Annotated in this window: 12 protein-coding genes; 6 read left to right on the forward strand and 6 right to left on the reverse strand. The window is 75.5% G+C overall.

The features are described from left to right. Positions 1 to 49: 49 nt before the first annotated feature. The gene (gene pepN, locus ACI780_RS19740) at positions 50 to 2599 is read right to left on the reverse strand and encodes an aminopeptidase N (protein WP_457005123.1); all 2550 of its coding nucleotides are present in this window, start codon (positions 2597 to 2599) and stop codon (positions 50 to 52) included. Positions 2600 to 2734: 135 nt separating this feature from the next. Between pepN and ACI780_RS19745 the strand changes: the two genes are divergently transcribed. Next, positions 2735 to 3397, forward strand: coding sequence for a mycothiol-dependent nitroreductase Rv2466c family protein (locus tag ACI780_RS19745; protein WP_457005125.1), 663 nt, complete (start codon positions 2735 to 2737; stop codon positions 3395 to 3397). 58 nt (positions 3398 to 3455) lie between these two features. Here ACI780_RS19745 and ACI780_RS19750 read toward each other — a convergent pair whose 3' ends face one another. Together ACI780_RS19750 and ACI780_RS19755 are read right to left on the reverse strand one after the other, a co-directional pair. After that, positions 3456 to 4217 (reverse strand): MBL fold metallo-hydrolase, encoded by a 762-nt coding sequence (locus tag ACI780_RS19750; RefSeq protein WP_457005127.1) that lies wholly within the window; start codon positions 4215 to 4217, stop codon positions 3456 to 3458. Beyond that, entirely contained in the window at positions 4214 to 4888 is a 675-nt protein-coding gene (locus ACI780_RS19755) for a DUF429 domain-containing protein (protein WP_457005129.1), read from the reverse strand. The genes ACI780_RS19750 and ACI780_RS19755 overlap by 4 nt, the downstream gene beginning before the upstream one ends. 25 nt (positions 4889 to 4913) lie before the next feature. Between ACI780_RS19755 and ACI780_RS19760 the strand changes: the two genes are divergently transcribed. Further along, complete coding sequence (locus ACI780_RS19760) at positions 4914 to 5408, forward strand: ribose-5-phosphate isomerase (protein ID WP_457005131.1); 495 nt, start codon at positions 4914 to 4916, stop codon at positions 5406 to 5408. Here the strand turns inward: ACI780_RS19760 and ACI780_RS19765 are convergent. Beyond that, entirely contained in the window at positions 5405 to 6643 is a 1239-nt protein-coding gene (locus tag ACI780_RS19765) for a GNAT family N-acetyltransferase (RefSeq protein WP_457005133.1), read from the reverse strand. The two genes, ACI780_RS19760 and ACI780_RS19765, sit on opposite strands and share 4 nt — an antisense overlap. A 64-nt stretch (positions 6644 to 6707) precedes the next feature. Here ACI780_RS19765 and ACI780_RS19770 point away from each other — a divergent pair, with 64 nt between their 5' ends. Then, positions 6708 to 7136, forward strand: coding sequence for a hypothetical protein (locus ACI780_RS19770; RefSeq protein WP_457005135.1), 429 nt, complete (start codon positions 6708 to 6710; stop codon positions 7134 to 7136). Here ACI780_RS19770 and ACI780_RS19775 read toward each other — a convergent pair. Together ACI780_RS19775 and ACI780_RS19780 are read right to left on the reverse strand one after the other, a co-directional pair. Beyond that, positions 7121 to 7786 (reverse strand): response regulator, encoded by a 666-nt coding sequence (locus ACI780_RS19775; RefSeq protein WP_456872964.1) that lies wholly within the window; start codon positions 7784 to 7786, stop codon positions 7121 to 7123. The genes ACI780_RS19770 and ACI780_RS19775 overlap by 16 nt on opposite strands. Next, a complete protein-coding gene (locus ACI780_RS19780) occupies positions 7783 to 9081 on the reverse strand; it encodes a sensor histidine kinase (protein ID WP_457005137.1) in 1299 nt (432 codons plus the stop codon). The genes ACI780_RS19775 and ACI780_RS19780 overlap by 4 nt, the downstream gene beginning before the upstream one ends. A gap of 244 nt (positions 9082 to 9325) precedes the next feature. Between ACI780_RS19780 and ACI780_RS19785 the strand changes: the two genes are divergently transcribed. The 3 genes from ACI780_RS19785 (at position 9326) to ACI780_RS19795 (ending at position 14044) form a co-directional block, all read left to right on the forward strand. Continuing rightward, complete coding sequence (locus ACI780_RS19785) at positions 9326 to 10966, forward strand: hypothetical protein (RefSeq protein WP_457005139.1); 1641 nt, start codon at positions 9326 to 9328, stop codon at positions 10964 to 10966. Between the two features lie 94 nt (positions 10967 to 11060). Next, positions 11061 to 12857 carry a bifunctional metallophosphatase/5'-nucleotidase gene (locus ACI780_RS19790; protein WP_457005141.1) on the forward strand — a complete coding sequence of 599 codons (1797 nt, stop codon included), beginning with the start codon at positions 11061 to 11063 and terminating at the stop codon, positions 12855 to 12857. A gap of 185 nt (positions 12858 to 13042) precedes the next feature. Beyond that, entirely contained in the window at positions 13043 to 14044 is a 1002-nt protein-coding gene (locus ACI780_RS19795) for a sigma-70 family RNA polymerase sigma factor (protein WP_457005143.1), read from the forward strand. Positions 14045 to 14169 lie beyond the last annotated feature (125 nt).

A 14169-nucleotide genomic window follows, 5' to 3' on the forward strand; every position in this document is an offset into this window, starting at 1 on the left:
GAGGGCCCGGGAGGACGGCGTCCTCCCGGGCCCTCGGCGGCCGTGCGGGTCAGTTCGCGGCGGCGTCCCGCTGCCGGGCGCGCAACGCGCGGGCGATGCCGTCGCGGCCCTCGGTCACCAGCCGGCGCAGCGGCGCGGGCTGGCCGTCCTGCCCGAGCCAGGCGTCGGCGGCCTGCAGCGTGCGCTCCTCGACCACCGGCGGGAACAGGTACTGGACGGCGTTCTTCGCGATCTCACCCGGGCGGCGCTCCCACATCGGGCCGATCTCGGCGAAGTAGCGGTCGACGTACCCGGCAGTGAGCTCGCGCTGCGCGGGGTGCCAGAACCCGGCCACCAGCGCCTCGTGCACGGCGTTGGGGACGTCGGCGTCGTGGAAGGCCCGCTTCCACGCCTCCTCCTTGGCCTCCGCCGTCGGCCGCAGCGCCCGCGCCGTGGCAGCCCGCCGGGCGCCGGTGGCGGTGGCGTCCCGCTCGGCCTCGGCGTCGATCTCCGCGTCACCGGCCGCACCGATCGCGACCAGGCCGTTGAGGAAGGCCCAGCGCGCGTCGGCGTCGACGGCCAGCCCCTCGACCGTCCGCGACCCGTCGAGCAGCCCGCGCAGCACCGTGGCGTGCTCCTCGGTCCGCGCGGCGGCGGCGAGGGTGCGCGACCACTGCAGCTGCACGTCGCTGCCCGGCTCGGCCGACTCCAGCTCCTGCAGCGCCTCGTCCGCCAGCGCCGTCCAGCCGGTGGGCGCCCAGGCCGGGTCGGCGTAGGAGGTCAGCGCCGACTGCACCCGCGCCAGCAGCGACTGCACCACGCTGATCTCGGTCTCGGCGTCGATGCCGGCCAGCACCAGCTGCACCCACTCACGGGCGGGCAGCTCGGCGTCGCGGGTCATGTCCCACGCCGCCGACCAGCACAGCGCCCGCGCCAGCGGGTCGGACAGGGCGCCGATCGCCTCGCGCAGCGTGGCCAGCGAGCGCTCGTCGAGCCGCAGCTTGGCGTAGGTGAGGTCGTCGTCGTTGACCAGCACCAGGTCGGCGGCCGGGTGGCCGACCAGGTCGGGCACCTCGGTCCGCTCGCCGTCGACGTCGAGCTCCACCCGGGTGGTGCGGGTCAGCCCCTCGGGACCGCGGTCGTAGAGGCCGACGGCCAGCCGGTGCCGGCGCAGCACCGGGTGCTCGGGGACGGCGGTCTGCTCGATGGCGAAGGAGGTGTACCGGCCGTCGTCGCCGACCTCGGACACCGGGCGCAGCGTGTTGACCTGGCTGGTCTCCAGCCACTGCCGGGACCACTCGGTGAGGTCGCGGCCGGTGGCCTCCGACAGCGGGTCGAGCAGGTCGGCCAGCGTGGTGTTGCCGTACTCGTGGGTGCGGAAGTACTGGCGGATGCCGGCGAGGAACTCCTCGCGGCCGACGTAGGCCACCAGCTGCTTCAGCACCGACGCGCCCTTGGCGTAGGTGATCCCGTCGAAGTTCACCTCGACGGCGGCGACGTCGACCATGTCGGCGGCGATCGGGTGGGTCGAGGGCAGCTGGTCCTGCGCGTAGGCCCAGGCCTTCTCGGCGTTGGCGAAGGTGGTCCACGCGGTCGTGTACTCGGTGGCCTCGGCCTGGCACAGCGTGGAGATGTAGGTGGCGAAGGACTCGTTGAGCCACAGGTCGTCCCACCAGCGCATGGTCACCAGGTCGCCGAACCACATGTGCGCGAGCTCGTGCAGCACCGTCTCGGCGCGGCGCTCGTAGGTGGCCCGCGTGGCCCGGGACCGGAAGACGTAGTCCTCCAGGATGGTCACCGCGCCGGCGTTCTCCATCGCCCCGGCGTTGAACTCCGGCACGAACAGCTGGTCGTACTTGTCGAACGGGTACGGGTAGTCGAAGACCCGCTGGAAGAACTCGAAGCCCTGCTTGGTGACCCGGAACAGCTCGTCGGGGTCGAGGTGCTCGGCCAGCGAGGCGCGGCAGTACAGCCCGAGCGGGATGTCCTCGTAGGCGTCGGTGACCCGCGCGTAGGGGCCGGCGACCAGCGCGAACAGGTAGGTCGACAGCCGCTTGGTGGCGCCGAAGTGCACCAGCTGCGAGCCGGCCGGACCGGCCTCGATCGTGCGGTCGCCGGTGTTGGACACGACCTGCCAGTCGAACGGCGCGACGACGTGGACGGTGTAGGTGCCCTTGAGGTCGGGCTGGTCGAAGCAGGCGAAGACGCGCTTGGCCTCGGCCGGCTCGAAGTGCGTGTAGAGGTAGACCTGGCCGTCCTCGGGGTCCTGGAAGCGGTGCAGGCCCTCCCCGGAGTTGGAGTACCGGCAGTCGGCGTCGACGACGAGGGTGTTGTCCGCGGCGAGGTCGGGCAGCGGCAGCCCGCCCTCCTCGGTGTAGGTGGAGACGTCGAGCTCCACCCCGTTGAGCGTGGCCGAGCGGACGGTCTCGGCGACCAGGTCGACGAACGACCCCGCCCCCGGCTCGCGGCAGGTGAAGGTCACCGTCGTCGTCGAGCGGAAGGTCCCGGCGCCCGGGCGACCCTCCCCGTCGGTCAGGTCGAACGCCAGGTCGTAGCTGTCGACGGCCAGGAGGCGGGCGCGCGCGGCGGCGTCGTCGCGGGTCAGGTTGGGTACGGCCACACGCGGCAGCTTCCCACGGCCGTCCGACACGCCCGGCGGCGACGGGGGAACAACCGCCCGGCCGGGGCACTTGCGAGCGGTGGAGTGGCCGCCGCTCGCCGGCGGCCGGACGACGACGAGAGGCGGGTTCCCGCGATGACCGAGGCAGTGCAGAGCGCCCCCACGACGGCCCGGGTGGACTTCTGGTTCGACCCGCTGTGCCCGTGGGCCTGGCTGACCAGCCGCTGGGTCCTCGAGGCGGCGAAGGTGCGCGACATCGACCTGCACTGGCACGTCATGTCGCTGTCGGTGCTCAACCGCGGGCGGGACCTGCCGGAGGAGTACCAGCAGATGATGGAGCAGGCGATCGGCCCGGTCCGGGTCGCGATCGCCGCCGCGGAGAAGCACGGCGAGGAGGTCCTCGGCGACCTCTACACCGCCATGGGCACGCTGCGGCACCACGAGGGCAAGGAGCTCGACGAGATCATCGCCCCGGCCCTGGAGCAGGTCGGCCTGCCCGCCGAGCTCGCCGAGGCGGCCGGCTCCACCGAGTACGACGAGGCGCTGGAGAAGAGCCACCACGCCGGCATGGACCCGGTCGGCGACGACGTCGGCACGCCGGTTATGCACATCGACGGCGTCGCGTTCTTCGGCCCGGTCATCAGCAGGGTGCCCACCGGTGAGGACGCCGGCCGCGCCTTCGACGGCGCCGTCCTGCTCGCCAACCTCCCCGACTTCTGGGAGCTCAAGCGCACCCGCACCTCCGGCCCGGACATGTCCTCGGTGCCGGCCGACGTGCTGCAGCTGACCCGCCGCTGACCCCCACCGTGCACTTCCGCGGACGTGCCCAGGGCACATCCGCGGAAGTGCACGCGCCTCACCGGAGCCGGGCGGCCGCCACGCGCATGGTCGCCGCGTCGTAGGGCCCCCGGTCCAGGTCACCGGCCCGGACCGCGGCCAGCACCGCGAGCAGCTCCTCCCGCTGGGCCCCGACGAAGTCCGCGTCGACGACGGCGCCGTGCCCCGGGACGACGGCGCCCCGCGCGAGCGCGTGCAGCCGGCCCAGCGTCGCGGGCCACTCGGCGGGGAAGGCGTCCTCGAACGCCGGCGGGGCGCCCTGCTCGACCAGGTCGCCGGCGAACACGGTCCCGTCCTCCACCTCGACGACGAGGTCGTGTCCGGTGTGCCCGCGGCCGAGGAACCGCAGCACCACCTCGACCCCGCCGACGTCGAGCACCGCCACGTCGTCGACCAGCGCGTCCGGCGGGTCCAGCGGCGCCTGCCGCACCTGCTCGGCGGCCGCGTCGTCCCCGGCGGCGCGCAGCTCGGCGACCCGCGCCGCGCGCTGCGCCTCGCCGGTGGCCCGCAGGTCGGCCGCGCAGCCGCGCGTGCCCCACACCGTCGCCGGCCGGAACGCCGCGTTGCCGAAGCAGTGGTCGTAGTGGGCGTGGGTGTTCACGACCGTCCACGGGTGCGGGGTCACCCGCCGGACGGCGGCGGCGAGGTCGGCGGCCTCGGCCAGGGACGAGCGGGTGTCGACGACCAGGCAGGCGCCGTCGCCCACGACCAGGCCGCAGTTGAGGTCGAGCGACGCGTGCCGCCGGACGAACACGCCGTCGGCGACCTCGGTGACGCTCACCAGCAGATCCGCATCGGCCGGCCGCGGGCGTCGGTCGACCCGTCGCCCACGCACTCCGCGTCGCCGTCGGCCACCCGCCGCGCCGACCACGCGGCGGCGCACGCGTCGAGCGCGTCGACGGCAGGAACGCCCTCCGGTGCCCCGGACAGCGCGTCCAGGACGTCCATGACCGGCGTGAGGGCGCGCAGCCGCTGTCCCTGACCCCGCGCCGTGGGCTTCGGGTCGCGCACCCGGTCGTCGAGCTGCCGGAACGCCAGCTCCGGGTGCACCTCGTGGACCCGGGGGTCGGCCGGCTGCCCGAGGGCGTCGTCGAGGTCGCGGATCGCGCGCGTCAGCCGGAAGGACTGCGCCGACAGCGACCGCCCGCGGGTCGCCGCGACCGACAGCTCGCGGGCGTGGGCGTAGTCCCGGGCGGCCAGGACCGCCCTGACCGGCGCGGGGAAGACCGAGCCGGCAGCGCCTCGCCCGCGCAGGGCGTCCCGCGCGGCGACGTCGCAGGCCCGCGGGCCGTCGTCGGACAGGCCGATCGGCATGTCGACGGCGACCACCGCCACGTCGGGCACGGCGAGGACGGCGGCGGCGTCGGGCAGGTCGAGCAACCGCACCGACCGTCCCTCGAGCAGCGCCCCCACCCAGCGCCCGCGCCAGCCGTCGACCCCGAGCACCGCCACGGGCCGACCCTGACAGACTCGGCCCATGCGCGTCTTCGTCGGCACCGACCACGCCGGGCTGGAGTTCAAGGAGCACCTCAAGCAGGTGCTCACCGAGGCCGGTCACGAGCCGGTCGACTGCGGCGCCTTCGACTACGACCCGCAGGACGACTACCCGCCGTTCTGCATCGAGGTCGGCGAGCGCGTGGTGGTCGAGCCGGGCAGCCTCGGCGTGGTCATCGGCGGCTCGGGCAACGGCGAGCAGATCGCGGCCAACAAGGTGCCCGGCGTGCGGGCCGCGCTGGTGTGGAACACCGAGACCGCGCAGCTGGCCCGCCAGCACAACGACGCCAACGTCGTCTCCGTCGGCGCCCGGCAGCACTCCGTCGAGGAGGCCACCGCGCTGGTGATGGAGTTCCTGCGCACCCCGTTCAGCGGCGACGAGCGGCACGTCCGCCGGATCGGGCTGATCTCGGACTACGAGCAGAACCGCCACCGCCCCGCCGGGGGTCTGCCGACCCGGGCGACGTCGTCTGACTAGAACTCGTCGGGGCACCAGGGGGTGACCGGCCAGCGGAACGCCGTGGCGGCCTGGGTCACCGCGCCCGGGCTGACCTCGGTGACCCGGCCGGCGGCCTGCATCGTCGCCAGCGACACCCCGCCCAGGTAGGCGGCGCCCAGCGCCTCGACGTCGACCACCAGGTCGGCGTCGGCCTCGGTGCGGGCGCACCACGCCCCCGCCGGGTGACCGCGCAGCCACCAGCGGCCGTCGTTCCAGGGGCAGGTGCGGTCGCGCACCTCGATGACCAGCTCGACCACGGCGGGGTAGCGGCGGGCGGCCAGGGCGCGGCCGACGTCGACCAGCCGGACCCACAGCGCGTCGAACGGCTGCGAGCGCAGCGCCCGCGGCTCGGCCAGCAGGTGCCGCAGCGGCTCGTCGGGCGAGGCGGTCGACGCGCGCACGGTGCGGACCAGGTCCAGCGACAGCACGAACCGCCACAGCGCCGCGTGCGCCGACGGGGTGGCGCCGCGCAGCTCCTCGACGTCGACGGTGCCGTCGGGCTGGCCGTCGTCGGTCCAGTGCGCCTTCACCCGGTAGGCGGCGTAACCGGTGACCGTCCCGTCGGTCTCGGTGTGCAGCAGGTACCGGCGCTCGGTGGCGCCGCGGCGCTGGCCCGGGTCGTCCTCCAGCAGCCGGCCCCACCAGCGCTCGTCGCGGTCCAGGTTGCCCGGCACCGTGCGGCGCAGCCGGTCGTGGAGGCCGACCACGGCCGCGCGGTGGTCGTCGGCGCCGACCAGCTCCACCCGCCCGGTGCCCAGGTCGACGTCGGGCCGCAGTCGCATCCGCGCGACGTCGCCGGACAGGCCACCGCGCACGGTGGCCGGGGCGTAGCCGAAGCGGCCGTAGATCGAGGACTCCGAGGCCCACAGCGCCGCGACCGGCTCGCGCTCCTGCTCGTGCAGCTCGGTGAGCTGGCGCCGCATGATCGCCGTCAGCACGCCGCGGCGCCGGTGCGTCGGCGCCACGGTCACCCAGGTGACCGCGGCGCACGGGACGACCCCGCCGGGGACGGTCAGCTCCCGGGTGTAGACGCCCGAGGTGGCGACCACGCGGTCGCCCTCCCACAGCCCCAGCGACCGGTCGAGCTCGGCGGTGACGGGGACGCGCTCGAGGAACGAGCCCGGCGGCTCCTCGCCGAAGGTGTCGAACAGGGCGCGGCCGAAGGCCGGCCACTCCTCGGCGGTCGCGGGGCGCAGGTCGGCGACATCGGTCACCCCTGCTGTCTACCGGGCGGGGACGACGTCCCGCGACCGTGTTCCGCGGTGCCACGATGCCCGCGTGCAGGGACAGCGGCCGGTCGGGTGGTGGGTCAGGCGGCTCGACGAGCTGCTCGAGGAGGGTCTCGACGGCGTCGTCGCGGGGGAGGGGCTGACCCGCCGGCACTGGCAGCTGCTGCAGTCGGTGGCCGGCGGGCCGGTGCCGCGCGCGGACCTGCACGCCGCGCTGGCCGGTTTCGCCGGGCCGGCGGACCTCGACGCCGCGCTCGCCGACCTGGCCGCCCGCGGCTGGCTGGCCGACGACGGCGCGACGCTCGCGCCCACCGCGGACGGGCGGAGCGCGCACGAGCGGCTGGCCGCCGCCGTCGGGGCCTTCCGACGTCGCGTGGCCGACGGGCTGACCGCCGAGGAGTACGCCGCGGTCGTGGCCGGGCTGGCGCGGATGGTGGCCAACGTCGAGGCGGCGCTGGCCGATCAGCCGCGCAGGTAGGCCAGCGTCGCCATCACCCGGCTGTTGCGGTCCTCGTCGGGGGCCAGGCCGAGCTTGGCGAAGATCCGCTGCGTGTGCTTCTCCACCGCGCCGGGGGTGACCACCAGGACGCGGGCGATCGCGGTGTTGGAGTGCCCCTCGGCGATCAGCCCGAGCACCTCGCGCTCGCGCGGGGTCAGCCGGCGCACCGGGTCGTCGGCGCGGCGCCGGGCGAACAGCTGGGCCACCACCTGCGGGTCGAGCACCGTGCCGCCGGCGACGACGTCGTCGAGCGCGGCCAGCAGCTGGTCGAGGTCGGTGACCCGGTCCTTGAGCAGGTAGCCGGCGCCGCCGCGGCCGTCGGCCAGCAGCTCGTCGGCGTAGGCGACCTCGACGTACTGCGAGAGCACCAGCACCGCCGTCCCCGGCACCGCTCGGCGCACCTCGACGGCGGCGCGCAGCCCCTCGTCGGTGTGGGTGGGCGGCATCCGCACGTCGACGACGGCGACGTCCGGCCGCAGCTCGCCGACCGCGCGCACCAGCGACGGGCCGTCGCCGACCGCGGCCACCACGGTGGTGCCCGCCTCCTCGAGCAGCCGGACCAGCCCCTCGCGGAGCAGGACCGAGTCCTCGGCGAGCACCACCCGCAGCGGCCGGCCGGGCTCGCTCACACCCACGGCAGCTCGGCGACCGTGCGCGTGGGGCCACCGGGCGGGCTGTCGACGGTCAGCACCCCGTCCACCGCCCGCAGCCGGTCGGCCAGCCCGGCCAGGCCGTGGCCGGGCACGGTCAGCGCACCGCCGGCGCCGTCGTCCTCGACCACCACCCGCAGCAGGTCGCCGGACCGGCCCACCTCGACCCGGCACACCCGGGCCCCGCTGTGCTTGGCGACGTTGGCCAGCGCCTCGCTGACGACGAAGTAGGCGCTGTTCTCGGTGGCCGGGGCCAGGCGCTGCTCCGGCAGGTCGACGGCCAGCTCGACCGGCACCGGCGAGCGGGCGGCCAGCGCGGCCAGCGCGGCGGCCAAGCCGCGGTCGGCCAGCACCGGCGGGGCGATGCCGCGGGACAGCGCGCGCAGCTCCTCCAGCGCCTCGCGGGCGAGGACGCCGGCCTCGGTGATCGTGGTGCGGGCGGCGGCGGGGTCGCGGTCGAGCTGCCGCTGCGCCCGGGAGAGGTCCATGCCGAGGCGCACCAGGTGCTGCTGCGGGCCGTCGTGGATGTCGCGCTCCAGGCGGCGCAGCGCCACGGCCTCGGCGGCGACGGCGGCGTCGCGGCCGCGGGAGAGCCGGCCGATCTCGGCCTGGGTCGCGGCCCGCGAGGTGAGCAGCACCCGGCCGAGTCCGGCGTGCAGCAGGGCGACACCGCGCACGACGACGGGCAGCAGCACCGCGGCGACGACGCCCACGGCCACGTACAGCAGGATCCGCCGGGCGGGGGAGGACTCGAGGCCGAGGAGCTCGAGCAGGTCGGCGTTCTCGGGGTCGGCCGACGGGTCGGGCAGCGCCCAGTCCCAGGCCCAGTAGGTCAGCCCGCCCAGCGCCAGCGCCCACGTCGTCACGGTGACCGAGAAGGCGAGCACGGCCGCCGGCAGCCGCAGCACCGCGTGCAGCGCGTCGAGCCAGGACTGCGGGTCGCGCAGCGGGGTCAGCAGCCGGCGCACCCGGCCGCCGTCGGGGGTCAGGTAGGCCGGCCGGGGGACCTCGTGGCCCAGCACCGCCGGCAGCTGCGCCCGCTCGGCGGCGGCCAGACCGCGGGCGGCCAGCAGCGTCCCGGCGAGGACGGCGACCCCGACCCAGATCACCAGCGTGCCGACCCCGACCGCCACGCCCGTGACGACGAGGGTGAAGGCGAACACGCCGATCGGCAGCGACAGCAGCGCGTAGCCGGAGTCGACCAGGGCCTGGCGGGCCACGCGGGAGCGGTAGGGGGTGGTCGCGGTGGGCATCACGAGGGTCTCGCTGGTCATGACCCGAGCCTGCCGACGCGCCGCCGGCCGGCCGATCCCGTCACCCGGTCGATCCGCTGTCGGGCTGGCCCGACAGCGGCTGCCGTGCCGTCTGCGTCTGCGTCCGTGTCGAGGTCCATGTCGAGCGCCGATCGTCCCGGCGGCGGGCGGCGGTGTCCAGGACGTCGCTACTGTCGAGGCGCCGGGCGCGCCGCCGCCGTCGCGCTCCCCGCGACCGGGTGCCCGGCGGACGGAGGTGCCGCGCGTGCGCCATCGGGCCGCCCCCCTCGCCGTGAGCGCCCTGCTGCTCGCCGCCGGCTGCACCTCCTCCGGCGGCGGTGCCGGCGGCGGGGACGCGGAGCCCGCGCGGGCCGCCACCGCCGCCCCCGGCGAGCGGCTGACCGTGGTCGCCGACGCCGAGCCCGTCGCCGCCGCGGTCAGCGCCAGCCGGGCGCTGTTCGCGGAGTCCGACGTCGCCGTGGTCGCCCCCGCGGGCGACTCCGCGGCCACGCTGCTGGCGTCGTCGGCGGCCGTCGGCCTGGGCGTCCCGCTGCTGCTCGACCCCGAGGGCGAGGGCTCCGACGACGCGGTCGCCACCGAGCTCGACCGGCTGGGCGCCGGCACCGTCCTCGCGGTGGGGGCCGACACCGCGCCCGGGGACGTCGAGGTCGTGTCCGTCCCGGCCACCGCCGACGCCGTCGCCGCGGCCACCGGCCTCGACCTCGCCGACGCCGACCCGGTGCCCGCCGGCGGCGAGGCCGCCGCGGTGGCCGCCCTCGAGCCGGACGCGCCCGCCGCGCTGCTCCCCGAGGACGCCGGGGAGCCGGCCGACGGCGAGTCCTCCGGCGAGCTGCCCGCGGTCGAGCGCGGCGAGCCGCTGGAGACCACCTTGGTCCTCGCCGACGGCGACCCCGCCGCGCTGGCCGGCGTCGCCACCGCCCGGGCCGCCGGCGCGCGGGTGCAGGTCACCGAGGGACAGACCGACCCGCGCTCCTCCGGGGACGTCGTCGAGGCGGTGGCCGGCGCGGACACCGTCGTCGCCCTGGGGGCGGCCTTCGGCGCCGAGGAGGGGCTGGACTGGAAGCTGGCGACCGCCGCGACCGGTACGCAGCTGCCCGGCGGCGGGCAGCTGCTGTTCCCCGAGCACTTCATGGTGGCGCTCTACGGGCACCCGGGCACCGCCTCGCTCGGCGTGCTGGGGGAGCAGGACGTCCAGGCGTCGATCCAGCGGGCCCGCGACCACGCCGCGCCCTACGAGGCCCTCGTGCCCGACGCCACCGTCGTCCCGTCCTTCGAGATCATCGCCACGGTGGCCTCGGCGTTCCCGACCGACGGCAACGACTACTCCTTCGAGACGCCGGTCGACGAGCTGCGGCCCTGGGTGGAGGCCGCCGGCGCCGCCGGCCTCTACGTCGTGATCGACCTGCAGCCCGGCCGCGCCGACTTCGTCACCCAGGCCGAGCTGTACCGCCCGCTGCTGGAGCTGCCCTACGTGGGGCTGGCGCTGGACCCGGAGTGGCGGCTCGCGCCGAACGAGGTGCACCTGACCCAGATCGGCTCGGTCTCGATCGAGGAGGTCAACCGGGTGGTCACCTGGCTGGCCGACCTCACCCGCGAGAAGCAGCTGCCGCAGAAGCTGCTGGTCCTGCACCAGTTCCGGGTGGACATGATCCCCGGCCGCGAGCAGGTCGACCTGTCCCGCGACGAGCTGGCGGTCATGGTGCACGTCGACGGGCAGGGCTCGCAGCCGGCCAAGCAGGACACCTGGCGGGTGCTGCAGAGCGTGGGGCCGCCGGGGCTGAACTGGGGCTGGAAGAACTTCTACGACGAGGACGTCCCGATGCTCACCCCGGAGGAGACGATCGCCCAGGTCTCGCCGCGTCCCCAGCTGATCACCTACCAGTAACACACCGGGATCGTGGCGGAACCATCCGTCACGGGTTACCGTCCCTCGGCGCCCGCGACCGCCGGGCGTGCGAACGCGAGGGGACGACAACCGCATGCAACGACGCAGGAACTGGGCTCTCTCGGCCGGGGTGGCCGTGCTGGCCGTGGCCGCCGGGGCGACGACGCCCGCGGCGGCCGCGCCGCCCGGCCCGTCCGACGAGCTCGACATCACCCTGCTGGCCACCACGGACCTGCACGGCCGGGTCCAGGACTGGGACTACTTCAAGAACGCGCCCTACACCGAGCGCTCCGGGGACACGACCGGCCTGGCCCGGGTCGGCTCGGTCGTCGACCAGGTGCGCGCCGAGGAGGGGGACGAGCGCGTCCTCGTCGTCGACAACGGCGACTTCCTGCAGGGCACGCCGCTGAGCTACTACTACGCGCGCCAGGAGCCGGTCACCGAGACCGGCGCCGAGCACCCGATGGCCGCCGCCTACGACGCGATCGGCTACGACGCCCAGGTCGTGGGCAACCACGAGTTCAACTACGGGCTGGACCTGCTGCAGGCCTACACCGACGACGTCGACCACCCGGTGCTCGGCGCCAACGTCGTCGACGCCGCCACCGGGGAGCCCTACCTGCCGCCCTACACCCTGCAGAAGGTGCAGGTGCCCGGCCACAAGCCGGTGACCGTCGGCATCCTGGGGCTGACCACGCCCGGCTCGGCCATCTGGGACCGCGGCAACGTGGAGGGCCGGGTCGAGTTCCAGGACATGGTGGCCGCGGCGGAGCACTGGGTGCCGATCGTCGACCGGCAGGCCGACGTCGTCGTGGTCCTGTCGCACGCGGGCGTGGGCGGCACGTCGTCCTACGGGCCCGACGCCGCCCCGACCGAGAACCCGACCGACGTCATCGCCCGCACGGTGCCCGGCATCGACGCGATGGTGGTCGGCCACACCCACCTCGACAAGCCGTCGCAGGTCGTGCGCAACGAGGTGACCGGCGAGGACGTCGTGCTCACCCAGCCCTACCGCTGGGGCGCCACCGTCAGCCGGGTCGACGTCGCGCTGGCCAAGACCCGCGGCCAGTGGGACGTCACCGGCGTCACGGCCGAGGCGCTGCGGACCAAGGACCACCCCGAGGACCCCGAGGTGCTCGCCGCGACCGCCGCGGCGCACGAGACCACGGTCGGCTACGTCAACCAGGTCGTCGCCACCTCGGCGCAGGCCCTGTCGGCGGCCACCAGCCCCTGGGAGGACACCCCGATCCTCGACTTCGTCCAGGACGTCCAGGCCGACACCGTCGACGCCGCGCTCGAGGGGACGGAGTACGCCGACCTGCCCGTGCTGTCGATCGCCGCGCCGTTCAGCCGGACGGCGACCTTCCCGGCCGGTGACGTCACGGTCCGGGACATCGCCGGGCTCTACGTCTTCGACAACACCCTCGAGGCGGTGACGCTGACCGGCGCCCAGCTGCGGGAGTACCTCGAGTACTCGGCCCGGTACTACAAGCCGGCGCCGGCCACCGGCGAGGTCGACCCGGCGACGCTCACCAACGCCGTGGTCGCCGAGGCGCCGAACGGGATCCCCGACTACAACTACGACCAGCTGTCCGGCGTCACCTACGACGTCGACGTCGCGCAGCCGGTCGGGTCGCGGATCGTGGGCCTGTCCCACGACGGGCAGCCGGTGGCCGACGACGCCCGGTTCGTCGTCGCGGTGAACAACTACCGGCGCTCGGGCGGGGGTGGCTTCCCGGCCATCTCGACCGCGCCGGTGGTCTACAACGAGCAGCAGGAGATCCGCCAGCTGCTCATCGAGCGCGCGCAGTCGACCGGCGTCATCGACCCGGCGGACTTCGCCGCCGAGAACTGGCGCCTCGTGCGTGCCGGTCAGCCGCTGCTGCCCTGAGGAAGGACCCCCCTGCCCCCGCCACTCGCACGCTCGTGGCGGGACCCTGCAGGGGGGCCGGCTCCCCGCCCGTCCGGGCGGGGAGCGCACTCCGGGGCTCCCGTTCGGTCGGTGCCCCGTGGTGGACTGCACGCCTCGCCGACGGAGGACGTCGACAGGGGTGCCGACCAGGGAGGGAGCCCGGAGTGACCAGCGTGCTGAGCGGGGTGTCCGGTGAGATCGACCCACGGTTGCTGGAGCACCGGCGCGAGCTGACCGGGTACTGCTACCGGATGCTCGGGTCGAGCTTCGACGCCGACGACGCGGTGCAGGAGACGCTGGTCCGGGCGTGGAAGAGCCTGGCCGACTTCGAGGGGCGCTCGTCGCTGCGGTCGTGGCTCTACCGCATCGCCACCAACGTCTGCCTCGACCAGCTCTCCGGCCGGCAGCGCCGGGCGCTGCCGATGGACCTCTCGGGCCAGTCCTGGTCGCCGGTGGAGGCCTCGCTGGCCGCCAAGCGGCCGGCCGAGGCCTGGGTCGAGCCGGTCCTCGACCGGCAGGTCCTCCCCGAGGACGGCGACCCCGCCGAGCGGGCGGTGGCCCGGGAGTCGGTGCGGCTGGCCTTCGTCGCGGCGCTGCAGCACCTGCCGCCCCGGCAGCGCGTCGTGCTGCTGCTGCGCGACGTGCTGCGCTGGCACGCCGACGAGGTGGCCGAGCTGCTCGACAGCACGGTCGCCTCGGTCAACAGCGCGCTGCAGCGGGCCCGCGCCACCCTGGCCGCGATGGGCGGCGCCCCCGAGGAGCGGCCCCTCGACGCCGACCACCGCGAGCTGCTCGCCCGCTACCTCGACGCGTTCGAGCGCTACGACATCGACGCGTTCGTGAAGCTGCTGCACGAGGACGCCACCCAGCACATGCCGCCGTTCGAGATGTGGCTGGGCAGCGCGGCCGACATCGGCACCTGGATGCTCGGCCCCGGCAGCGGCTGCCGGAACTCCCGGCTGCTGCAGACCGAGGCCAACGGCAGCCCCGCGGTGGCCCAGTACCGGCCCACCGCCGACGGCGGCCACGCGCCCTGGGCGCTGCACGTGCTGGAGATCGAGGACGGCCGGATCCGGCACATCACCAGCTTCCTCGACCTCGACAACGACCTCTTCCGCCGGCTCGGCCTTCCCTCCGCCGAGGAGCTGGACCAGGCCCGCTCCTGACGCCTTCCCCGCCGCGACCGCCGCTCCACCCGCCGGGTGGGGCGGCGGTCGTCGTCCGTGCCCTCGACGGTTGACGCAGGTACCCCCCGGGGGTATAAATCGGACGGCATCGACCGCGGAGGACG

Source organism: Geodermatophilus sp. SYSU D00814, from assembly GCF_054050055.1.